Source organism: Streptomyces ossamyceticus (assembly GCF_001418475.1).
Lineage (GTDB): Bacteria > Actinomycetota > Actinomycetes > Streptomycetales > Streptomycetaceae > Streptomyces > Streptomyces ossamyceticus.
The window spans coordinates 10,566-33,612 of record NZ_LIQX01000275.1 but is presented as its reverse complement, the minus strand read 5'-3'; the positions used below and the strand labels follow the sequence as shown (position 1 = coordinate 33,612).

Below are 23,047 nucleotides of genomic sequence, written 5' to 3'. Positions count from 1 at the left end.
CTCAGGTTGACTCTCTCCCCGCAACCGGATGATCACGGACGGCAAGGCTTTTATCTGCCCTTCTCACAACCGTTGAAATAAATCGGAGAAAGCGCTGTCACACCTCTCGACAACCTCATGGTTCACCCCTGACTCTTCCGATGGCCCTCCTGCGTCTCTCCACCTCCCCCCGGGGTCTCCCCACCCCGACACCCGCAACCCGGAGTTGACATGACCGCTTCCTCACCCGCACCGCAGAACCCCAGGAATGCCCACCGCCCCGAACCACGCACCTCCGCCTCCCCGGTGCTGGGCCGCAGAGCCCTGCTGGCCGCGGCCGGCGGCGCGGTCGCGGGCACCGCCCTCGCCACCGGCACCGCCCACGCGGACGCGACCATCGCGATCAGCCCAGGGACGAAGTACGGCACCTGGGAGGGCTGGGGCACCTCGCTCGCCTGGTGGGCAAACGTGTTCGGCGCGCGGGACGACTTCGCCGACCTGTGGTTCACGACGAAGACGACGACGTACAACGGCACCGCGCTGCCGGGCCTCGGCATGAACATCGCCCGCTACAACCTGGGCGCGTGCAGCACGAACTCGGTGAACGGCGAGTCGATGGTCGTGTCGCCCAACATCCCCGCGTTCAAGCAGATCGAGGGCTACTGGCAGGACTGGAACAACGAGGACCCGGCGTCCTCGGCCTGGGACTGGACGGCGGACACCAACCAGCGGGCGGCGCTCACCAAGGCGGTGGCCCGCGGCGCGACCACCGAGCTGTTCGCGAACTCCCCGATGTGGTGGATGTGCAGCAACCACAACCCGTCGGGCGCCTCGGGCGGCGGCAACAACCTCCAGACCTGGAACTACCGCCAGCACGCCTCCCATCTGGCGGCGGTGGCCCTGCGCGCGAAGAACAACTGGGGCGTGAACTTCGCGACGGTCGACCCCTTCAACGAGCCGGCGTCGACATGGTGGACGGCCACCGGCACCCAGGAGGGCTGCCACATGGACCCGGCCGTCCAGGCCGCCGTACTCCCCTACATGCGCAGCGAGTTGGACAAGCGGGGCCTGCAGTCGGTCCGTATCTCCGCGTCCGACGAGACGAACTACGACACGGCACGCTCGACCTGGAACTCCTTCAACGCCACGACGAAGGGCCTGGTCAGCCAGGTGAACGTGCACGGCTACCAGGGCGCGAACGGCCGCCGTGACCTCCTCTACACGGACGTCGTGACGACCGCGGGCAAGAAGCTCTGGAACTCGGAGACCGGCGACAGCGACGGCACGGGCTGGTCCCTCGCCCGCAACCTCTGTTACGACTTCCGCTGGCTGCACCCCACGGCCTGGGTCTACTGGCAGGTGATGGACCCGACGGCGGGCTGGGGCATGATCAAGTACGACGCGAACACGCTCCAGCCGGGCGCGATCGAGACGAAGTACTACGTGATGGCGCAGTTCAGCCGCCACATCCGCCCGGGGATGACGATCCTGGACGCGGGCTCCAGCTACACGGCGGCGGCGTACGACGCGGCGGCCCGCCGTCTGGTGATCGTGGCGATCAACACCGCCTCGTCCGCCCAGACCCTGACGTTCGACCTCTCCCGCTTCACGACGGTCACGGGCGGCACGAACGGCCTGGTCCCCCGCTGGAACACCCACACCTCGGGCGGCACGGACCGCTACCGCGCGTACTCCGACACCCGCCTGAACGGCAAGTCGGTGGCGGTCCCGTTCGCGGCGGGCGCGGTACAGACACTCCAGATCGACGGGGTGACGATCTAGCGGAGCGGGGTGGTGCGAGCCGGTGGCGCGAGGCGGAGCAGGGTGGTGCGGGCCGGAGCGGGAGCGGCGTGAGCCGCACCCGCTCGCACGGCGAAAGTCGCGCCCCGGCCCGCCCCCACCCACAACCGGCCGGAAGCACCCCGCACCACCACCCCGTGGGCCTTCCCCGGGCAGTACGGTGTCGTCCATGCGCCCCGACACGCCTGCCGAGAACGTCGACCACCCCGCCGAAGCGGCCCGCCTGGAGCGGACCGCGGACCTCTACCCGGAGGACGCGGAACACCTCCTCATCCAGGCCGCCGCCCACCGCGAACTCGCCGGCGACCGCCCCAGGGCGACCGCCCTCTACGACCGCCTGCTCGCCTCCACCACCCCCTTGGAGAACCCCCACCTCGTACGGGCCCTCAAGGCCTCGAACCTCTGGGAGTACGGCCACGAGGCCGAGGCGAGGGCGATCATCGACGGCATCCGGGCGACTGCTCCCCGGGACCCGGCGCCCTGGGTGATCGTGGCGGAGGCGCTGGAGGCCCACGACGAGCTGGAGGCGGCCCAGGACACGTTCACGGCGGCCGCGCTGCTCCTGCTGACGGACGTGGCGGAGCCCCCGTACGCGACCCGCCCTCTCCTCTTCGGCCGCCACCGGGTGCGCCGCATGCTGGGCGCCCCGCACGACGACTGGGACGCGCTGGCGGACACCCTCCACTCGTCGTCGGTCTCCCTGGACGAGCTGCACGACCCGAAACGGGTCTGGTCCCTCGGCTCGGACAACCCGGCGGAACTCCAGGCGGAGATCTCCCGCCTGCGCGCGGAGTTGGGCACGTACCGGGAGGCCCTGTCCCGCCCGTTCCCGGTGGCGGTGCTCCACTGGCCGACCACGGAACTCTCGGAACTGGTGACGGCCTACCCGGGCCTCCTGGCGGAGTACCCGTCGCACGACGACCACCTGGCGACCATAGAGTCCTCCCTGCGCGAACTGGCCTCGTCGGGCACCCCCAACCTGGGCATCGTGACCGGCACGGTCCCCTCCTACGAGGCCTTCGCAGCCTCGGAGGGCACCTCCCCGGACGACGCGACCCTCCTCCCCCAGTACGCGACGACCCTGGCGGCGCGGGGCTTGGCGGTGGAGTGGCCACCGCAGAGGGGGAGCGCGTGCTGGTGCGGGTCGGGGGAGCCGTACGAGGGGTGCCACGGGGCGTAGTCCCGAATCGCGTACGGGCGGAACCGAGACACCCCCCACTCTCCGCAAGCCGCTGAGCGACCCGGCGTGCTTGCGAGGCGAGATCGCGCCCCGACCCCCGTCCCACAACCCGGCCGACCTCCACCTGAACTCGGCCGGGCCACCCACCTTTCCGGGCCGCGCGCTCGCTTCTCCCCCGTGCTGGAGCGGCCCGGGTCAAGGGTCGGCCGCAGGCCGATCGCCGCAGGCGACGCGCAGCGCCCTTGACGCGGGCCGCGGAGGCGCGACACTCCAGAGAAGCGAGTGGCCCAAGGGCAACCTCGGCGGCGCCGGCCGCCACCATGCACCCTCCTGCGTTGATCATCAAGACTCGGTGCGGCTGGCCACGCCCTCGTGATGGAATCGAATCGCAGCCAGGGGTGGCGTTCCGATCGACTCGGACAACAACCGCCCAGACCGAGCCACGATCGTGAGGCACCGCCGCCTTGAGCACGATGAAGCCGTTGTCGCCCGCCGTCTCGGCACGCATGAGCAGGCAGGTGAGCAAGGACACCGCCGCCGAGCTGGCGGTGCGCCGCCTGCTCCACGCCCAAGGGTTGCGCTACCGCGTCGAGTACCCGGTGCCGGGCATGGCCCGGCGACGCATCGACGTGGCCTTCACCCGGGCCAAGGTGGCCGTCTTGATCGACGGGTGTTTCTGGCACGGGTGCCCAGAACACGCCACGCATCCGAAGTCCAACGCGGAGTGGTGGCGCAACAAGCTGGACCGGAACATGGCTCGCGATCGGGAGACGACGGAGCACCTGACCGCAGAGGGATGGATGGTGTTGCGGTTCTGGGAGCATGAAGCTCCTGAGGAAGTGGCCGTGCGAGTGGCATCGGCTGTGCAGCGACGTCTGGCAGAGGGAACGAAGGGACGTGAAGCGTGGGGGGACTGACCTTCGTGGATGTGTGCTCCGGGGCCGGGGGCTTGGCCCTCGGCTTGGAGCGAGCGGGATTCGAACCACGCCTGCTGCTGGACGACGACGAGGTTCCTGTCGGGACACTGCGATCCAATCGACCACAGTGGAACGTGCTGCACACCGATTTACTCGACTTCGACCCCGCTGACCATCCCGTGAGCTACGACGTGGATCTCCTCGCGGCCGGGCTGCCAAGGGTGAAGTCGAGTGCGACCGTCGGACGGTCGGATTCGAGCACGGAAGAACGGCTGTTGGAAGCCACCATCTATCTCGTCCATGCGATCAGGCCTCGTGCGGTACTCATCGAGAACGTCCCCGGCCTCGCCCACTCGGACGAGTATCAGCACTTCCGTGATTTCGCTCGCGCCGAACTGGCGCACCTGGGTTACGAGTTCTCGTGGTTCGTCATGAACGCGATCGACTTCGGCGTGCCGCAGAACCGCAGGCAAGGTGTCCTCGTGGCCGTCGAAGGACAGCGGGCGACGGCGTTCCGGCCTCCCGCGCCCACCGTGTCGCAGCCGAGCACGGTCGGTGACACCCTCGGATCCTCCATGGCCGCGCGTGGCTGGAAGGAGGCCGCCCGCTGGGCAGCCCAAGCCGATCAACCGGCTCCGACTCTGGTCGGCGGTTCGAAGAACCGGGGTGGCGCCGACCTCGGGCCGACCGGCGCCAAGCGGAAATGGGCGACCATGGGAGTAGACGGGCACACGGTGGGCGACCAGGTTCCCGGCCCGGACTTCGTGTGGGATCCCCAGCTGGGTAGGCACGGCATGGTGAAGCTCACGGCCGAGCAGGCCGCGCTTTTGCAGGGTTTTCCCGAATCGTGGCAGATCGCCGGCCGCAAGACCGCCCGATATCGACAGATCGGGCACGCGACACCCCCGCCCGTCGGAGAGGCCCTGGGGCGGGCCATCGCCGAGGCGTTGGACAAGGATTCGGCAGTGGCTCCAGCCGGCTAGACTTCCGCCACATGACCAGCACGGCGCCACACCAGTCCATCCTCGACAAACCCTTTGTCCTGGATCTCTTCGCGGGACCCGGGGGGCTGGATGTCGCGGGGCACACGCTCGGCATCCCGAGTCTCGGCATCGAGTGGGACAAGAGCGCCTGTCTCACGCGATACGCGGCCGGGCTGGAGACCCTGCACGCCGACGTGAGCGCGGTCCGTAGGGAATCCTTCGAGGCTCTGCCCCCTGAGATCAATGTGCTGGCCGGTGGGCCTCCCTGCCAGACCTACTCCGTGGCTGGGCACGGCGCCGGGCGTAAGAACCTGAACAAGGTGAAGGAGTACATCGAGCGACTGACGGCAGGAGAATCCGACGCGACGATCGACGAGGACCTGAAGACTCTCAGCGATCCGCGCACCGCGCTGGTCCTCGAGCCGCTCCGCTACGCAGTCCAGGCGACCAGAAGCCCGAACCGGGGAAAGCGCCCGTACGACGTCATCGTCCTCGAACAGGTCCCCTCAGTCGAGGAACTCTGGCACCACTACGCCAAGGTGCTGCAGGAAACAGGTCTCCCCGACGGCACCAGGTACAACGTCGTCGTCGGCCTCCTCGACACCGAGACCTACGGTGTCCCTCAGAAGCGATCCCGCGCGGTACTGATCGCTCGTCGTGACGGTCTCGACGCGCCGTCGCTTCCTGCACCGACCCACCGTTCCTACGAGGCCAAGGCATGGAACCGTAGGAACGAGGACGGCCGGGTCTCATCAGGTCAGGCCCATCAGCCGACCTTCGACGAAGCCTCGGCCCCGGTGACCGCACAGCACAGGGAAACCGGTGACGAAGACCTGCAGCCCTGGAGGTCGATGGGTGAGGTGCTGGCCGAACCTGTGGGCACACATCCGGGACGCGAGACCCCCTTCCTGGTCCGCTCGAACTACGGCAGCTCCGGAATTTCCGGGAGGCGCGGCGTGCGAGGGGATCAGCAACCCGCGTTCACCGTCACCGGTCGTATCTCCCGCTTCGTGGTGTTCCAACACCTCAACGCGGACATCGTCTATGAGGGCGCGCGGTTCAGCATGAACGAGGCGGGGATGTTGCAGAGCTTCCCACCGGACTATCCATGGTCCGGCAAGGCACAGGCCCAGCAGGTGGGCAACGCCGTGCCACCCTTGTTCGGAGCACACCTGCTGGGCGCCGCGATCGGTCTTCCCGCACCGAACCCTGACGCGTTGAGCCAGCCGTGGCCGGCGGCCACCGAGGAGCAGCGGGCCAAGCTGCGAAGCCATGGCTGCGGGGCGGCGGACGACTGCACCGCCAGGTGCCCGCGCCCGGAGGACCAGGCGCCTGCACCATCCTCCGAGCGGCCGCGCCGGAACACGGGCTAGCAAGACCGTTCGCGGGCAGGGAAGTTCAGTGACCGACAGCCCCGGCCGGTCACTCCGTACTCTTCCTGCCCCGGACTGGCGCGGTCTCGATCAGCTCGGCGAAGTAGCGGGTGAGTACGGCCACGGACTGCTCCGGAGCGGGCTCCTCGTCGGGCCCTTGCGGAAGTTCGTGGCGGCCCACCGGTGGTGCCGATCCCGCCTCGGCCACCCAGTCCCCCAGAACGACCGGGTTCCTGGGCTCATCCGGTGCGAGAACGTCGTAGACCAAGGTCGCGCCGGCCGCGTTGATCGCCGTACTGAGACCGTTGATCTCTCGTCCCGTGGTGATCTGTCCGCTCTGTAGGAGGCGGACCAGCGCCTGGGCGGTGGGCCGGTGGTCAATCAAATCCAGGCGTAGAACCGTGTGAATGAGGTCTTGGTTTCCGCAGGCGGCGGCGACCGGCTCGTAATCCGATCCGTTCCGGAAGAGTTCGGCTGCCCACCAGAGCCGGGAGAAACACTGACGGTCGGCGGGCCCCCGGAAGCGCTCTGCGGCGATACGCTTCTCCGGCCGCTTCGCCGTCGGCTCCGACAGGTGCCGCCAGGCGACGTAGTCGGGCGCCACCGCCAAGGCGAGGTGGTTCCACAGACGCTTGTCCGCGGCCTCTCGCCGAGTCAGACGCAGCGTGGCATGGAGACGTGGCGCGAGCCACGCGTCGGCTCGGGTGCGGTCCGGCCGGAACTCGAACATGGCGTCCTCCACCAGGCTCCGGACCGGCTCGACCGACCACCTCGCGTCGTCCTCGGGAAGCGGCTCCACGACCTTGGCCAGGTCGATGCCGCCATGCACATGTTCACCCTTGAGCAGTTCCTCGGTGAGGAACGGATCGACGGCCGAGGTGGCTAGCAGCGCCAGGCGATCCGGTACGTGGCTCGGTGCAGTGATCACGTCTCACTCTCCCGGTTCATCTGTTCCAGACTGCGAATGACGTAGGCGAGCGCCTTGGTGGCATCGGCACGGCGGACCGCCGCGTAGTGGATGCGGGTCTGGAGCTCCACCCAGCCCGACTCTCCGGTGCGGCGGCGATGGACCTGCCGCAGGGCCTCTTCGACCTGTACGCCGGGAAGCACGTCCGGGAGCATCTCCCGCAGCACCTCCCCCTGCCAGTCGGTCGGGAAGACGGGGCCACCGCCGGGCTCCACCTCCAGGTCACCGATGGCGCCGTGGAACACCGCGGTCCAGACATCGGTGGACATCTGGGCGACCAGGAGGTCACGCACTTTGCTGTCGACGCCTGAGCCGTTGCTGTCCAGCAGGCCGATGACTCCCTCGACATCCGTGTTCACGAACACGGTGGGGACTCGGGCCGAAGTGTCCACGATCCACGGCGCGTCCGCGTACGCCTGCAACCATTCCCGGGAACTCTTCCTGAACGAGGCTTTCTGTACGTCCAGTTGCAGTCCACGGACCGGCTCGTCGGAGACCGTGTCGACGAGCCAGCTCCGATCGGTCTCGGCGATCGACCGACCGCGCACTCCGTCCACCGTCCCGACGGCGTACACGGCGAGGGAGGCCCGACCCACGTGATCGTCACGGAGCACTTCCAAGGAGCCCGACCAGTCACGGCCGTCCTCCGCGTCACGTGTGAGGTCCGCGGAGGTACGGACATTGGTCTCACGGTCTGTCAGGACGGCGAGGACACGCAGGTCGGACCAGGCCGCGTCCGGGGCGTTCGCTCCGGGCGGCAGTGTCGCCGAGAGGCCGATCGTGGCGCTCACCCAGTCGGTGTGGCCCGCGATGCCGAGCGCGACCGTCTGCTGCTGGGTGGAGTAGGCGGTGGTCTCCAGTTGATCGCGGGTGCCGTCTGAGAGCTTGAGGGAAACCGAAGTCACTCTGAGAACGACCGGCCGGTTGAGCCGCTTGTACGGATAGATCTTCACGGCTCACTCCCCCTTGCCGGCGCGGAGTTCGAGGACGAGGCGAGTGAGCATGGTCCTGACCGGGTGGCTGGTGACGTCAGTACGTCCACGGAACTTCGCGCGACGGGTGCCGGGCGCAAAGCGCAGGACTCCGTCCTCCACTTCACAGCCCTCGACGGCCACCAGCTCGGCCCAGTCCAGTGTCGGACGACCGCCGGAGCGCACGTCGAGCTGGGCGACCGGCACCATCGGAACGATCTCGTCACCGCGCGGGATGCTCACCTCCGCGGTGATCTGCCACTCCCCGTCGTCGCCCACCGTCGCGTCGAGCCCGTCGAGGACCGGGACCACCGGCCCGGAGGGTGCCTTCGCCTTGGGCTTCGTCTTCACGGTCAACGCCTTGCGCAGGGCTACGCCGCCCTCACTAGCACCGCGTTTGGGCCGCGCGACGAGTTCTCGCACCGCGCTGTTGACCTCAGTGGTCAGCGCGTTGATCCGCCGATACGCGGAAGGCGACCAGCGCAGGGTCAACTCGTCGGTCTGTCCCCAACGATCGTGCTCGGGCGGTTCCGCCGCGCGTAGGAACTCCTCGGCCTCCTTCGCGAAGGGGGCAGCTTCGCCGGCTGCCTCACCCACGAGCAGTACCGCCTGGAAAGGGTTCGTGCCGAGCGGCAGATTCGGGACTCCGGCCGTCTTGACGGTCATACGGTTGCCCCTTAGCGAATGCACCTGATTCTGTGCTCCGTCCCCGTTTTCGGCGTCATTGGCCAGATCAGTGACCAATAGGACTGCTTGATGGGTCCCGAGGGTTCCCCGGGCTCCGCCGGACAGAGGCAGTTTCAGTGGAACACCTCGTGCTGCCACCTGGCCGGCTTCGAGGAGCCGATCCACAGTGGCGCCCTCGTAGTGCGCCCGCAGGGCACGCGTCCGGGCGGGCTGCTCGGCAGACGGGTCCACCTTTTGCTCCGGTACGACCACTTGGCCATTGCGAAGGGCACGGACGGAGACCTCCAGGAGGGGAAGTCTGCTGCCGCCACCGGTCATCGCAGCCCAGAAATCCCGCCCCAGCGCCTTGACCAGACGCTTGTGCATCCTGCTGATGTCACGCGTGTCCCCGTCGTCCATGGACTCGTCGTCGGCACCGCTCCCGTCCTCCTCCAGGCTGGCCACATCGTGCGCGCCTACGATGAGGAAGGACGTGCCGGGTTCGTCGCTCTCCCTGGTCAGGTGCAGCCGAGCGACAGTCTCCTCGTCCGCCCACCAGGAACGGGCGACCCTCGCGCCGGGAGAGTCGGGATCGGGGCGTCCGAACCAGGCGGGGCCCGCGTACGATTCGCCGCCCACCTCGCGCCAGGGCAGTTCGAGGCGCCCGATGACCCGTCGCTGCGTACGTCCCTCGTGGGGCACGGACAAAGTGGAGTTGATGAGCACGAGCCCCAGCGCGCTCGTGGCCCACAGGGTCGCCTTACCCAGACCGTACGAACCGCCCGCGACGGGACCCGACTTGAGACTCTCCAGCTGTCGCCTGACCACCGCCGCGAACTTGCCGTCCGCGTAGTCGTCACCGATGAGCCCGGACGCGTTGTAGTCGTCGACCCGCAGCAGGACCAGGCGGCCCTTCTCGTACATGTCGCGCACTCCGGCGTCCACGACCCGTCCGACCTTCTGGTTTCCCGCGCTCTCCGAGACGGCGGAGTAGTGGGGGAACAGGTCGTTCCAGAGGATCGCCTCACGGAAGGCGGCGAGTGCCTCGCCGGTCAGTTCGTGCAGCGTGTAGCGGACTCTGACAGGTCGGCCGTTCTCGGTGAGACGTTCGTCGAGGCTGTTCTGGCAGGTTTCACGGGCGAGTACCTGCACGTCGGCGTCGAACGCGAAGGCCGCGGCGTTGCCCAGGTCACGACCTCCGTCGGGGTAGCCAGGGCGGTGGTACCAGGTGATCGGCAGACCGGCCTGGGTGTCGGTGGTACGGGTGTGCACTGTGCCGACGTCCGTGCCGAGCGCTTTGGCGATGTCCGCCATGACAGTGGGGCGGGGCGTCGATCGTCCGGTGATCCATGCAGAGATCGCTGCCCGCGTCAGCTCGAGTTCCTGGGCCAGCTCGGCCTGCGTCTTCCCCGCGAGCTTGAGCTGTCGGGCCAACCAGGGCCCGAACTCCTCACCTGTGTCCAACCGTGCCACCTGCGCTTCCCCTCGGAGTCGCTTGCAGCTCGCAGGCGACTGATCCAGGAGGCTAATTTGACGCGGTTAACACTGTCAACCAACAGTTGATCGGGCTCGGACGCCAGGACCGCTCAGACCCGTAGGGTTGGTTGTCCAAGTTTGACTCCTTTGCCCCAAACTTCACATGCGGACCGCGCAACTCCCTACTCGGGAGGGGGAGTTGCGTTGACCTCGCCGATCATCATCAGGTATTATTAAAGGTGGTGAGGGTTTCACCCTGCTTGCGGCTCGACTACAGGTCGAGGGAATCGGGCGGCCTGCCATATTTGTGCCCAAAATAGATATCGAGCGGGGGACGCGCGTCGCAAGTGCAGACAAACGGGCCCGAGAAACCTCCTTATCTTGACGCCTAGTCAGAAGGCTCCACATCCTGCTAGCGTTGAATTCAACGAAACGTGTGACCAGGACATTTATACCCGTTTCTCGCGAGGGGGCAGCCGTGCCTTTATGCACCCCTGTGTGCGACCGAATGCGACAGGGGGACCTGCCATGGACGAGTACTACGACCACGACTTGGATTCTCAGCGTGGCCTGAGTGCATTCAACTCCGCCATTGCGCTGGGAAGCATCGAGCCCAAGGCGGCAGCGGACCTCCTGAGAGGTCACCCGTGCGAAGAAGAATTCCTGGAAAGGTTTCCCCATCTGCGGGACTACACTGAGCCGCCCGATGACGACACCTGCCCCTCGGACTGACCTCCCTCCACACCACTCCGTGCGGCCATGACCCCCGGAAGCAGGAACCTGTCGCTTTCACCTGCGCAAACACGGTGAAGAGGCGGGGACTCTTGCGCACCCTTCAGCACTACTCGCACGCCCATGGGCCGGCTGTACACAGCCGCCAGCAGCCGGCCCATTACGCCACCTTCGCCCGAACCCCTTACCACTCCAGGAGTGCAGGACCAGTGTCGCCTTCGTCGTCTCCGGTAATTGAAACCGTTATCGAGCAGTCTTCCCGCGTCCTCAGGACATATTCCGTGGACCCTGGTCTCGTGGCCGAACACGCGAACGGCGAGCGTCGCATCACTCAGGGTGGATACGGCGATCGCCAGCTTTTCGAACTCGTTCAGAACGCGGCTGATGAAATCGCCGACGAGCCCGGTGGACGCGTCCACGTCGTCCTCACAGAAACCCATCTGTACTGCGCGAACGAAGGGAATCCCGTCACACCCGAGGGTGCTGAGACAATTCTTCGAATGAGTATGTCGAAGAAGCGCGGAGGACAGATCGGCAGGTTCGGTGTTGGCGTGAAATCAGTCCTCGTCGTGACCAACGCCCCAGAATTCTTCAGCAGCACCGGGAGTTTCGGTTTCGACCGCTCCTGGTCATACGAGCAAATCAAGAACGTGCCCGGCGTGGCTGCTCGATACGGCCAGGAATTCGACGCCCCCGTGCTACGGATGGCCCGACCGCTCGACGAGCAGGCCGAGCGGGCCGCCGACCCCGTCCTGGACGAACTGCTGTCCTGGGCAACCACCGTCGTACGCCTGCCGCTGCTGCCGAAGGCGGACCGCCGGCTGGCTCTGGACATGCACGGCGGGCGTGCCAAGGAGCACGGAGAGCCCCGCGACGAGTTCCCCGTGGGTTTCCAACTCTTCTCTCCGCACGTCGCGAAGGTCGTTCTCGAGGACCGTCGTCCCCGACCCGTGGCTCGCCGCGTTCTGACCACGAAGCAGATCGGTGACCTGCACACCGTGATGGAGGAAAGGAGCGGGAAGACCACGAGCACCATCCGCTGGCGTGTGTTCACCACCTCGCACACGCCCGGTCCTGCGGCCCGCGCGGACGCCGGCGAACTCCATGACCGCGTCTCCCTCGACCTCTCCTGGGGTGTTCCCGCCCTGGAGAAGGACCCGACCTCCGGCCTGTATGTCAACTCGCGGATCCGTGGACGCGGCAGGTTCTGGTCCTTCTTCCCCACGAAGTACGAAATGTCGCTGAGTGGCATTCTCAACGGCGCATGGAAGACCAACGAGGACCGGCAGAATCTGCTCGACTCCTCACCCTTCAACCAGGAGATGATCAGGGTGTCGGCGGCGTTGGTCGTCGAGTCGCTGCCCGCTCTGTCGCCCGCCGAGGACCCTGCCGCCTACCTCCCCCTGCTTCCCGGGCGAGTCAAGGAGGCGATCAGCTGGGCGGACGAATACCTGACCCGGGAGATCTGGGCCCGTGCCGCATCCCGTCCGTCACTGCCCGACCAGGACGGTGTTCTGCGCGCCCCCGCCGAACTGCGCGTTCACCCCAAGTTCGACAAGAAGGACCTGAAGAGGGTGGCCGGGTGGCTGCGGATGTGGCACGAGTGCCCCGGTCGCCCCTCGAACTGGCTGCACCCGAGTGTCGAAGTCGACTCCCTGCGTTCCGGAAAGGTCGAGCACATCCTCGACGCGGCCAAGCACGGGCGAGCCGACGTCCGCGAATGGCTGGAGGCCCTGGTCGGAGGCGGTACCGCCGAAGCCTCGGGCGTGGCGATCCAGATCCTTGCGAACATGATCGAGGTGGGCTCGCCGTACGCGGAGGAGGCCCGCAAGGCCCGCATCGTGCTCACCGAGGAGCACGGACTCGTCGCGCCCGTGCCCGGCCGAGTGTTCCGCCGCGCGGACCAGGGGGGGCTGCGTGAGTCCCTCGTGTACGTGGACGCCGCACTCGCCCAGGACCCGTCGCTGGCCCACGTGCTCAACGTTCTCGGCATCCGCGAGGCCGACCTCGAAGGGCGCTTCATCAGCGTCCTCGACCAGGGCTTCGATGGATACCGGGACGCCGAGTGGCAACGCTTCTGGGAGCTGTTCCGTAGGGCCGGGATCCGCCAGTTGACGCACAAGGTGCTGGAGCGGGTTGCCGCACCCGCCTCCACTCTGCGCGTGCGAACTGCCGACGGGAGGTTCCGGCCGGTCCAGGACTGCATGCTTCCGGGCAGGGTGGTCGACGAGCGGCGTGACCCGACCGTCGCCGTCGACATGGCGTTCCACTCCGACGATGTGGCCTTCTTCGCCCAAGTCGGCCTACGGGACCGGCCTACCACAGGGGTGCGTCCGAAAGAGGGTGAGGCCTGGTACGAGGAGTACCGGGAAGCCATGCACTCTGACTATCTTCGCGTCTTGGACAGTCACGCGCATCGCCCCCCCCTGAGCCGATTGAGGGTCGAGGGAGCCGCCATCGGTGGCCCGCTCCACTTGTTCCGCGTGCTGTCCGTGGAGTCCCGTGCCGCCTTCCTCAAGGCGCTTTCCGACGACGCTGTGGTGGACAACTGGACCCGGCAGATCGGTGCGCAGAGCAGCACCCGACAGGTTGTGGAATCCCCAATCCGCTGGATGCTGTGGAATTACGGCACGGTCGCCACATCCCAGGGAATCAAGCCGCTCAGCGAAGCCGTCGGCCCCCAGCTCGCCGCCTATCGCGATGTGCTGCCGGTCGCCGACCTCTCCACCGAGAAGGCCCGAAAACTGCGGCTCCCGGCGACGATCGACGAGGTTCCGGCAGACCGCTGGAACGCGCTCCTCGACCAGGTGTCCCGGAGCGAGGACGACTCCTTCGTGGGAGCGACCTACGTGATGCTGACCCGATTCGGAGCGGACTTCCCCGAGGACGCGCTCACCCGCTGCCGGATCGGCGACATCTGGGAAACCCGTCCCGACGACGAGATCACGCTCGCCGTCGGAACAGCCGAATATCGGGTGCTCCGCGCCGAGCAGCTCCCCGCACTGCTCGTGCCGACCGCTGGGGACGCCGAGCTGATGGTCGAAAAGTGGGGCATGCGACGCTACTCCGACGTGATCAGCCGCGAGACTCGTGAAGTGGTGGAGGGCGATCCGGTGCCACTGGTCGAGCTGTATCCCGGCGTGCGTCGACGCCTCAACAGCTCCAACAGGAACAGCATGGTGCAGCGGTGCACGGAGCTGGAAGAGGTCACCCGCACGCCCAACGGCACCCAGGCCACCCCGCTGGACGCCGTCCGTCAGGACAGCACGGTCAAGGTGCGTGTCCCGCTGGAACCCGAGCCGATGCTCCGCCTGATCGACCGCGAACTCGGTCTGGGGCTAGGCGCGGCAGGCTGTCGCGCCGTGCTCGAGCACCAGGACCGGATGGCTCGGGACAGTGCGATACAGGCGGCCCGGAAGGCCGTGCGCGACGCCGAGGACGTGGTCACCAAGATCGAGCTGCTGATCGGGGCGGAGGCGCTCCGGACCGGTCTCCCAGAAGGGCTGATGGAGGCGGAGCTGCAGGCAACCGGTGGTGCGCAGCCAACGGGGCAGCGGATCGCGCAGATGGCTTTCAACGCTCACGGCGACGGTGTACTCCATCAGCACGCCCGTGACATCCAGGCACGGTTCCCGGACGCGCCTGTCGCCTACACAGGCTCCTCGTCCGCCGTCGCCTTCGTCTCGGACCTGAAGCTGCCGGCGTCCTTCGCCGGCTCGCGAACGCCGACACCGCCAGCGTTCGAGACCGTCGAGGGCCCTCGGGACTTCCCTAGCCTCCACGGTTATCAGGAGGACCTGGTTCGCAACATCACGACCATGCTCGACCGCCTCGCTCCCCAGCGCGGGATGCTGTCGCTGCCGACCGGCGCGGGCAAGACCCGGGTCACCGCCGAGGCCGTGATCCGCTGGGTCAAGCGCGTCGGAGACCTGAACGGACCGCTGCTGTGGATCGCGCAGACCGAGGAGCTGTGCGAACAGGCCGTGCAGAGCTGGAAGTTCGTCTGGAGCAAGGTCGGTGCGGAGCGTCCACTCACCATCAGCCGGCTCTGGGGCGGCAACGAGGTCGGCAACGTCGTCGACCACCCCCACTTGGTGGTCGCCATCGACGCCACGTTGGTTCGCTGCCTGGACACCGAACCGTACGCATGGCTGCGTCAGGCCGCGCTGGTGATCGTGGACGAGGCCCACACCGCCGTCTCTCCGCGATACACCGCGATCCTGCGGCATCTGGGGCTCACCCAGTACGAGACCGGCCGACACCTGCTCGGTCTGACGGCCACTCCCTTCCGCAACACCAACGAGGAGGAGACCCGCCGTCTGGTCGGCCGCTTCGGGAACCGTAGGCTCGACGAGGGTGTCTTCCCGTCCGGTGATCCGTACCGGGACCTCCAGGAATGGGGGATGCTCGCCCAGGTGGAGCACCGCACTCTGGAAGGCGGTCGGATCGAACTGACCCGTGACGAGAAGGCGCAGGCCGAACGGATGGCGGTGCTGTCCCGTGCCGCCGAGCAGCGGCTCGCCGATGACCACGCTCGTAGCAGGCGCATCGTCGAGTCGGTGGCCAGTCTGGCGGACGAGGGGCCGACGCTGCTCTTCGCCACCTCGGTCGACCACGCCAAGTACTTGTCGGCCATGCTCAACGACCGGGGGGTCCGGTCCGCGGCCGTGGACTCGACGACCAGCCAGCAGGACCGCCGCACACGCGTCGAGCAGTTCCGCGCGGAACGCATCCAGGTGCTCACCAACTACGGCGTGCTCGCCCAGGGATTCGATGCCCCGGCCACCCGCGCCGTGGTAGTTGCCCGCCCCGTCTACAGCACCAACGTCTACCAGCAGATGATCGGTCGCGGTCTGCGTGGTCCGCTCAACGGTGGTAAGCCCACCTGCCTGATCCTCAACGTCAGCGACAACATCGCGAACTTCGACACCCGACTCGCCTTCACCCAGTTCGAGCACCTCTGGAGCAGAAAGTGACCGACGCCTACCTCGACAGCCCGCCACTCACCGACGAGCAGCGGGCCGTGGTCGAGCAGCCCTGGGACGCACGTGTTCTGGTCACCGCGGGTGCCGGGGCGGGAAAGACGCACACGCTGGTGCGTCGGCTCGACGCGCTGTGCGGTCACGAGGACCCCGACGAGGCCTTGGAGGCCGCCGAGATCCTGGTGCTCACCTTCTCCCGAGCCGCCGCCCGGGAGTTGCGAGAGCGGATCGTCCGGCACGGGGAGCGGGCCCACCGGGTGCGAGCCCAGACCTTCGACGCCTGGGCGTACGGGGTGCTCGCTCAGTCGCAGCCGGACAGCGCGTGGGCTGCGGTCGGCTTCGACGAGCGGATCAGCGCAGCGACACGTGCGATCGAGGAGGGTGCGCTGGAGTCCGGCGATGCCGTCCCGCCCGCTCATGTCGTGATCGACGAGGTGCAGGACCTGGTGGGAAGCCGCCGAGAGCTGGTGGAGACGCTGCTCGACCGGTACCAGGACAGCTGCGGCTTCACCGTCGTCGGCGACGCGGCCCAGTCCGTCTACGGCTTCCAGATCGAGGACCCGGCCGAACGCGCGGACGAGACCGGTCGCTTCTTCGACTGGCTGCGCGGCTCGTATCCCGACGAGCTCGTGGAACTACACCTCACCCGTAACTTCCGAGCCGTCACCCCCGAGGCTCGGATCGCGTTGGCGCACGGGCCCCGACTCCAGAAGGTCACCGATGCGGACGAGGCGGCCACGCTCTACGAGGAACTCCGCGAGCTGCTTCTGGATCCAACGAACGACATGGGCGACCTCACCGAGCCGTTCACCCTGGAAGGGTTGCGGACCTTCCCCGACACCTGCGGGATCCTGACGCGCGACAACCGAGAGGCTCTGGTGGTCTCCGGTCTGCTCCACGATCATGGCGTCGAGCACCGGCTGCGGCGCCCCCTCGAAGAGCGGCCGGTACCGTACTGGGTCGCTGAACTGTTGCGCCGCACCGAGGCGACCGGCCTCGCCGAGGACCGCTTCCGCTCGCTGCTCGCGGAGATCCCCATGCCGTACGAACCGGACGTGGCCAGCCTTTGGGCGGTGCTGCGGCGCGTCGCGCGGTCGGCCGGGCGCGGTGTGCTCGATCTGGACCGGCTGCGACGTGCGGTCGCCGATGGTCGCTTCCCCGACGAGGCAGCCGACCCGGAGACCGCGCGCGTCATCGTCTCCACCGTACACAGGGCAAAGGGCCTCGAGTTCGACCGGGTGATCGTCCTGACCCCACCGAACGTCGCCGAGCTGCGCAAGCAGTACAAGGACGACTTGGATCTCCCCGCCGAGGCCCGAGCCCTGTACGTGGCGATGACTCGTGCCCGTGAGGATCTGTATCACGCGCGGTCACCGGAGCTACCGATCCTCAAACGAGCGGGCGGCCGGAAGAACGGCCGCCGTTACGTCGGCGGATGGCGGTCCTACGACAGATACGGCCTCGTGGCCGAGGCGGGGGACATCTGCCGGGACAGCCCACCCGGCCACGACACCGACGCGGTGGCGACCCAGGCGTACCTCCTCACGCAGGTCGGCCCCGGGCATGACGTCGTGCTGCGCAAGCGCCACGATCTGCCGATGGGTGAGTGCCAGAGCCCGCCGTACGCTCTGGTGCACGACGGCAGGGAGATCGGTGAGGCGTCGGAGCGGTTCCGGGAGGACTTGTTCCAGGTGCAGAAGGTGAACAGGACGTGGGACCCCTGGTGGCCCGATGAGATCCACGGCACTCGGGTCGACACCCTGGAGACGGTGACGGGCAGCGCCGCTGCCGGCGTCAACGCGGGTCTCGGTGAGCGTGGTGCGTGGATCGTCCCCAGGATCACCGGCATCGGAAGGTACCGACGGGCCGGCGAGATCGAGGAGGAGCGCACATGACGCAAGGGGCAGGTCTGCACTCCGAGCACTATCGGGTCCGGGACGAGGAACTGCTGCGGGGACTCCGTCGCGAGCTTCTCGGTCCAGGTGCGGACGCGGCGCCGGAGGATCGGGACGAGATCCTCGCCGAGGACGCGCCGATCGATCGCTATCTGACCGGCGTTCTCTATCCACGGTCGGCCGACTCCACCGCGGAGCAGCGTATGCGTGAGGACGAGGCGGAGCACGAGGGCCTGGACATCGCTCCGCTGCGCACGCGTGACGACATCGAGGAGTCCGGTACCGCACAGGAGGTGGGGGCGGCAGGATCCCGCCGCCCCTCGTCGATGGGGCTGACCTTCGCGGTCGACCCGGCCATAAGCGAGACGATCGTGGTCTCGGCGCGGGCGGCCGTCTACGAGCCCACCGATCCGGAGGGCAAGCGGATCGCGGCCCGGCGGGCCGAGGCCCGCACCACGTCGGACCAGAGGGAGCGGTGGCGGCGCCGACCGTTGTCCCTTCCGGACACCGAGATCGACGTGGCCACACCTGCCCCCGACGAGAAATTCGAGCTCGGTGCCGGGGCGCGGCTGCGCGTCAACGTCCGACGCGCCCACCCGACGACCGGTACGGTCACGATCACAGTCACCCTGGTCAACACCCACCAGGTCGGCGAGCGTGAACTGCAGGACGCGTTCTCCCTCTTCCAGTGCGGGCTCACCGTCCGCGCCGTCGACGGCTCCACCGCTTTCGTCGAGCGTCCCGCGCCGACCTTCGCCCATGACAGGGAGGTCGCCACCAGCAGGCTGTTGCACCGCCACGCTCCGACCTTCGCCGTCGGTCACGGCTGCGCCGCCGAATGGGACTGGACCCCGCCGCCGATCGGCATGACCGACACCCGGAGGGCCGCCGTCGCCGAGGTACGGAGCGAGTTCGTTCCCACGGTGGAGGTGCTGCTCACCGACTCCAATCCGGAGATCGACAGCTCGGCACTCTCCATGCTGGGGCTGGCTGAGAAGTCCGACAGCGAAGTCCTTGCTGCTCTGGAGGATCTCGCCGCGGGATACCAGGCCTGGATCGACCGCAAGGCGACGGAAGCAGAGGCCTTGGCGGGCGAAACCCACGAGGAGCCCGCGCATAACCAGGTGGATGCCTGTCGTGAGGCTCTGGACCGGATCCGCGAAGGTATCGGGTTGCTGCGGACCAAGCCCGACCTGATGAAAGCGTTCCGGCTCGCCAACCGCGCCATGGCAGACCAGCGCGCCCGCAGCTCCTGGGTGAAGAACGGACGCTTCGGAGCCCCCGACCCGTCCGCCGGTCGCTGGCGCCCCTTCCAGATCGCGTTCGTGCTGCTCTGCCTGGCCGGCATCGACGAACCCGAACACCGCGACCGGAAGATCTCCGATCTGCTGTGGTTCCCCACGGGTGGTGGCAAGACGGAGGCATACCTGGGGCTCATCGCCCTCACGTCGTTCCTGCGTCGTATCCGCAAGGGCGCCGAGGGTGGTGGTGTCACCGTCCTCATGCGTTACACACTGCGGCTGCTCACTCTCCAGCAGTTCGAGCGTGCGTCGATCCTGCTGTGCGCCATGGAAAACATGCGACGCCACACGCCCGAGTTGGGACACGAAGAGTTCTCCATCGGGATGTGGGTAGGACGCTCGGCCACCCCCAACACGCTGGCCGTGGCCGGCCAGAAGCTGGACGAGCTGCGCAGGAGCCTCGACAAGCGCCTGGCCACCGAGAACCCCGTCCAGCTGCACGCCTGCCCTTGGTGCGGGACCCGCCTCGACGCCCGGAACTACGAGGCCGACGAGAATGCCAGGCGGATGTACGTCCGCTGTCCCGGTACGGACTGCGAGTTCACCGACGGCCTGCCCGTCCATCTGATCGACGAGGCGGTGTACGACGCACGGCCGACACTGGTGATCGCCACCGTCGACAAGTTCGCGTCGATGCCGTGGCGTCCGGCAACCTCGGCGCTCTTCAACCTTGATGACCCGAACGACGGCACTCCGCCTCCGGAGCTGATCATTCAGGACGAGCTGCACCTGATCTCCGGCCCGTTGGGCACCCTGACCGGCCTCTACGAGACCGCCGTGGACGCGCTCGCGGACCGACCCAAGGTGATCGCCTCCACGGCGACGATCCGCCGCGCCGCCGACCAGGGCCGCCACCTCTTCGCACGCGGCGTTCGTCAGTTCCCGCCCGCCGGACTGGACGCCCGCGACTCGTGGTTCGCCGTGGAGACACCGCGCGAGGAGAAGGCGAGCAGGCGCTACGTCGGTCTCCTCGCGCCCGGCACCAGCCAGTCCACACTCCTGATCCGCACGTACGCCACCCTGCTGCACCGGGCCAAACACGCGGAGACCGACGACAAGGTGCGCGACGCGTACTGGAGTCTCGTCGGCTACTTCAACAGCCTCCGGCTGCTCTCCGCCGCCGAACTCCAGGTCCACGACGACGTGGTGGCCTATCTGGAACTGCTGGCCGAGCGCGAGGGGGTGACGGTCCGCTCGGTCACGAACTATTCGGAGCTGACGAGTCGCGTCGACGCGAGCGAGATTCCGACGCGTCTCAAAGGCATCGAGAAGAGGTTCCCCGACGAGGACGCGGTGGACGTCCTTCTGGCCACCAACATGATCGCGGTGGGTGTGGACGTGGACAGGCTCGGTCTCATGGCCGTGATGGGTCAGCCGCAGACGACCGCCGAGTACATCCAGGCGACGAGCCGTGTCGGCCGCGCGCACCCCGGGCTGGTCACGGTCATGCTCAACTCGACCCGGTCCCGGGACCGCTCGCACTACGAGAGCTTCCAGCACTTCCACTCGGCCCTCTACCGGGAGGTCGAGTCCACCTCGGTGACACCGTTCTCCGCCCGTGCCCGCGACCGGGGTCTGCACGCGGTGATCGTCGCTCTCGCCCGCATCCTGATCCCGGCCGCGCGCCCCAACGATGGCGCGGGCAAGGTCGAGTCCTACGAACACGTGCTCCGGGGCCGTATCAGGTCCATCCTCCTGGAACGCGTGCAAATGGTCTCACCGGAGGAGGTCGGGGCCGCAGCCCGCGCCTTCGACGAGTTCGTCGAGTGGTGGTGCACGGAAGCCGACATCGACGGCGGCCTGCTCTTCGAACCGCAGCGGGGCAGTCGCGCACCCTCGCTCCTGAAGGCGTACGACGACGAGTCCGAGGACGCCGAGGCGTGGGCGACGTTGTGGAGCTTGCGCGACGTCGACGCCGAGTCCGCCCTGTTCATGGAGGGAACCCGATGACTCCACCACCCGCCCGCCGGCGCCGGACCGACGGGAAGAGCGCCGTCCCCGCACACAACCTCCCGCGGCGGGGCACGGTCCGCCGTGCTCAGGCGATCACCACGTACGGCATCGGGTCGCTCATCGCCGTCGACGCCGAGTCCTTCGTCGTCTCCGGCCTGGACGACGCCGACCAGAGCTGGAGCCCTCACGAGTCCCCACGGATCCACGAACGGCGCTTGGCCCGCTTGCTGGACGTCGACTACTTCCGGCTGCCACCCGCGTCCGACGACAGCAGCAAGGACGGCCTAAGGGTCCGGCGTTTCCCCTTGATGCACTCCTGCCCCGAGTGCAACGACCTGCAGCGGCACCGCGACTTCAACCCTCCGGCGGGTCGAAGCGTCTGCGGAACATGTGAGGTCGATCTCGTTCCCTCCCGTTTCGTGGTCGCGTGCGAAACCGGGCACCTCGGAGAGTTTCCGTACTGGCAGTGGGTGCACCGTTCCACGGATCGCGGTGCCTCGACGACCGGGCAGTGCGGGGGAAAGCTGAAGCTGCGTACGTCCGGACGCACGGCCTCACTCCGCTCGATCCTCGTCTCCTGCACCTGTGGAAAGGCTCCCGAGGTCTCCATGGAGGGGTCCTTCCGCAGGAACGCCCTCAAGGACCTGGGGCTGAAGTGCTTCGGGCCCCGTCCATGGCTCGGCACGTCCGCACCCGCACAGGAGTGTGGACTCCCTCTGCGCACACTTCAGCGCGGTTCCTCCGCTGTGTGGCAGCCGGTGCTGAAGTCGGCGCTCTCCATCCCGCCGTGGAGCGACGGACGCGCGGATCCGCTGGCCGAACACTGGGAAGCGCTCCGGCAGTACGACGAGCGCGAACACGTCGAGATCTATCTCAAGGGTGTCTTCAAGGGCAAGTGCCCCGTACCGCTGGACGAGGTGATGGAGCTGCTCGACGCCGAACGCGAGGAGGACTCCGACGGCGAGGCGGGCCCCAACTTCGACCACCGCTACCGTGCCCTCCGCAGCAAGGAGTACGAGCGTCTCCGTTCGGGCAATGCGGAGAGCGAGCACTCTCACGAGGAACAGTTTGTCTGCGAGACCCCGCTGGGAGACCAGACGGTACTCGGGCGGCTCGGTGTCACCGGCCCGATGCTGGTCAAGAAGCTCCGCGAAGTACGCGCCCTCAAGGCGTTCACCCGACTCGCCGACCCCGACTCCACGACCGAGTCGAAGGAGATGCCGCTCTCCGCCTCCCCCATGCGCTGGCTCCCCGCCATGGAGGTGCGTGGTGAGGGGGTGTTTCTGCGTCTGGACGAGGAGCGGCTCGGCGCATGGGAGAAGGCCACGGCGGTGGCCGCACGGGTCGAGCGGATGCGCGCCGCTCACCAGCGGGTGCTGGAGCAGAGGGCCGGCGACCCGAGTCGTGTCGTTCCGTCACCGGCGACCCCTCGCATGGTGCTGCTGCACACCCTGGCCCACGTCCTCATCAACGAGTGGAGCCTTGAAGCCGGTTACCCGGCTGCGTCCCTGCGCGAGCGTCTGTACGCGGCCGACGACATGGCGGGAGTGCTCATCTACACCGCGACGAGCGACTCGGCGGGCAGCCTCGGCGGGCTGGTCGCCCAGGGCGAGCCCGACCGTCTCGACCAGGCGATCCGCTCGGCCGTCGACCGTGCCGCGTGGTGCTCCTCCGACCCACTCTGTGTCGAGTCCGAGGCGTCGGGCACGGGCGGTACCAATCTCGCCGCGTGCCACGCCTGCGTGATGCTCCCCGAGACGAGCTGCGAGCAGAACAACATCCTGCTCGACCGCGCGCTGCTCGTCGGCATGCCGGAGGATACGGGTCTGGGCTTCTTCGCTCATCTGTTGGACCAGTGAGATCAGCGCTCCG

13 protein-coding genes are annotated in these 23,047 nt (G+C 67.9%); 10 read left to right on the top strand and 3 right to left on the bottom strand.

All coding sequences use genetic code 11. The features are described from left to right. Positions 1-285: 285 nt before the first annotated feature. The 5 genes from AOK15_RS21400 (at position 286) to AOK15_RS21380 (ending at position 6,232) form a co-directional block, all read left to right on the top strand. Positions 286-1,761 carry a glycoside hydrolase gene (locus AOK15_RS21400; RefSeq protein WP_055519304.1) on the top strand — a complete coding sequence of 492 codons (1,476 nt, stop codon included), beginning with the start codon at positions 286-288 and terminating at the stop codon, positions 1,759-1,761. A 187-nt stretch (positions 1,762-1,948) separates the two neighbouring features. Next, positions 1,949-2,959 carry an SEC-C domain-containing protein gene (locus AOK15_RS21395; protein ID WP_055519303.1) on the top strand — a complete coding sequence of 337 codons (1,011 nt, stop codon included), beginning with the start codon at positions 1,949-1,951 and terminating at the stop codon, positions 2,957-2,959. A gap of 506 nt (positions 2,960-3,465) precedes the next feature. Continuing rightward, complete coding sequence (locus AOK15_RS21390; RefSeq protein WP_055519301.1) at positions 3,466-3,876, top strand: very short patch repair endonuclease; 411 nt, start codon at positions 3,466-3,468, stop codon at positions 3,874-3,876. After that, positions 3,864-4,859, top strand: coding sequence for a DNA cytosine methyltransferase (locus tag AOK15_RS21385; protein WP_055519299.1), 996 nt, complete (start codon positions 3,864-3,866; stop codon positions 4,857-4,859). The genes AOK15_RS21390 and AOK15_RS21385 overlap by 13 nt, the downstream gene beginning before the upstream one ends. An 11-nt stretch (positions 4,860-4,870) precedes the next feature. After that, positions 4,871-6,232, top strand: coding sequence for a DNA cytosine methyltransferase (locus AOK15_RS21380; protein WP_055519297.1), 1,362 nt, complete (start codon positions 4,871-4,873; stop codon positions 6,230-6,232). Positions 6,233-6,281: 49 nt separating this feature from the next. On the opposite strand, the gene AOK15_RS21375 is transcribed toward AOK15_RS21380, so the two are convergent. From AOK15_RS21375 to AOK15_RS21365, 3 genes are read right to left on the bottom strand one after another with little or no spacing between them, the layout of a single operon-like run. Continuing rightward, entirely contained in the window at positions 6,282-7,160 is an 879-nt protein-coding gene (locus AOK15_RS21375; protein ID WP_055519295.1) for a DUF6339 family protein, read from the bottom strand. Further along, complete coding sequence (locus tag AOK15_RS21370; protein WP_055519293.1) at positions 7,157-8,152, bottom strand: hypothetical protein; 996 nt, start codon at positions 8,150-8,152, stop codon at positions 7,157-7,159. The genes AOK15_RS21375 and AOK15_RS21370 overlap by 4 nt, the downstream gene beginning before the upstream one ends. A 3-nt stretch (positions 8,153-8,155) precedes the next feature. Further along, positions 8,156-10,300, bottom strand: a complete 2,145-nt coding sequence (locus tag AOK15_RS21365) for a helix-turn-helix transcriptional regulator (RefSeq protein WP_055519291.1) — start codon at positions 10,298-10,300, stop codon at positions 8,156-8,158. Between the two features lie 540 nt (positions 10,301-10,840). Here AOK15_RS21365 and AOK15_RS21360 point away from each other — a divergent pair. The 5 genes from AOK15_RS21360 (at position 10,841) to drmB (ending at position 23,034) form a co-directional block, all read left to right on the top strand. Continuing rightward, on the top strand, positions 10,841-11,044 hold the full coding sequence (locus AOK15_RS21360; RefSeq protein WP_055519290.1) for a hypothetical protein: 204 nt from the start codon (positions 10,841-10,843) through the stop codon (positions 11,042-11,044). 209 nt (positions 11,045-11,253) lie between these two features. Continuing rightward, complete coding sequence (locus AOK15_RS21355) at positions 11,254-16,020, top strand: DEAD/DEAH box helicase (RefSeq protein WP_055519289.1); 4,767 nt, start codon at positions 11,254-11,256, stop codon at positions 16,018-16,020. Continuing rightward, positions 16,017-17,921: a UvrD-helicase domain-containing protein gene (locus AOK15_RS21350; protein WP_205632187.1), complete on the top strand. Its 1,905-nt coding sequence runs from the start codon at positions 16,017-16,019 to the stop codon at positions 17,919-17,921. Before AOK15_RS21355 ends, AOK15_RS21350 begins: the two co-directional genes overlap by 4 nt. After that, positions 17,918-21,172 (top strand): helicase-related protein, encoded by a 3,255-nt coding sequence (locus AOK15_RS21345; protein ID WP_055519285.1) that lies wholly within the window; start codon positions 17,918-17,920, stop codon positions 21,170-21,172. The genes AOK15_RS21350 and AOK15_RS21345 overlap by 4 nt, the downstream gene beginning before the upstream one ends. Further along, the gene (drmB, locus tag AOK15_RS21340) at positions 21,169-23,034 is read left to right on the top strand and encodes a DUF1998 domain-containing protein (RefSeq protein WP_055519283.1); all 1,866 of its coding nucleotides are present in this window, start codon (positions 21,169-21,171) and stop codon (positions 23,032-23,034) included. Before AOK15_RS21345 ends, drmB begins: the two co-directional genes overlap by 4 nt. Positions 23,035-23,047 lie beyond the last annotated feature (13 nt).

Excerpts from the sequence above, each read along its gene's own strand:
- drmB (WP_055519283.1), top strand. The coding sequence starts at position 21,169 with ATGACTCCACCACCCGCCCGCCGGCGCCGGACCGACGGGAAGAGCGCC.
- AOK15_RS21390 (WP_055519301.1), top strand. The coding sequence starts at position 3,466 with ATGAGCAGGCAGGTGAGCAAGGACACCGCCGCCGAGCTGGCGGTGCGC.
- AOK15_RS21380 (WP_055519297.1), top strand. The coding sequence starts at position 4,871 with ATGACCAGCACGGCGCCACACCAGTCCATCCTCGACAAACCCTTTGTC.
- AOK15_RS21345 (WP_055519285.1), top strand. The coding sequence starts at position 17,918 with ATGACGCAAGGGGCAGGTCTGCACTCCGAGCACTATCGGGTCCGGGAC.
- AOK15_RS21360 (WP_055519290.1), top strand. The coding sequence starts at position 10,841 with ATGGACGAGTACTACGACCACGACTTGGATTCTCAGCGTGGCCTGAGT.
- AOK15_RS21395 (WP_055519303.1), top strand. The coding sequence starts at position 1,949 with ATGCGCCCCGACACGCCTGCCGAGAACGTCGACCACCCCGCCGAAGCG.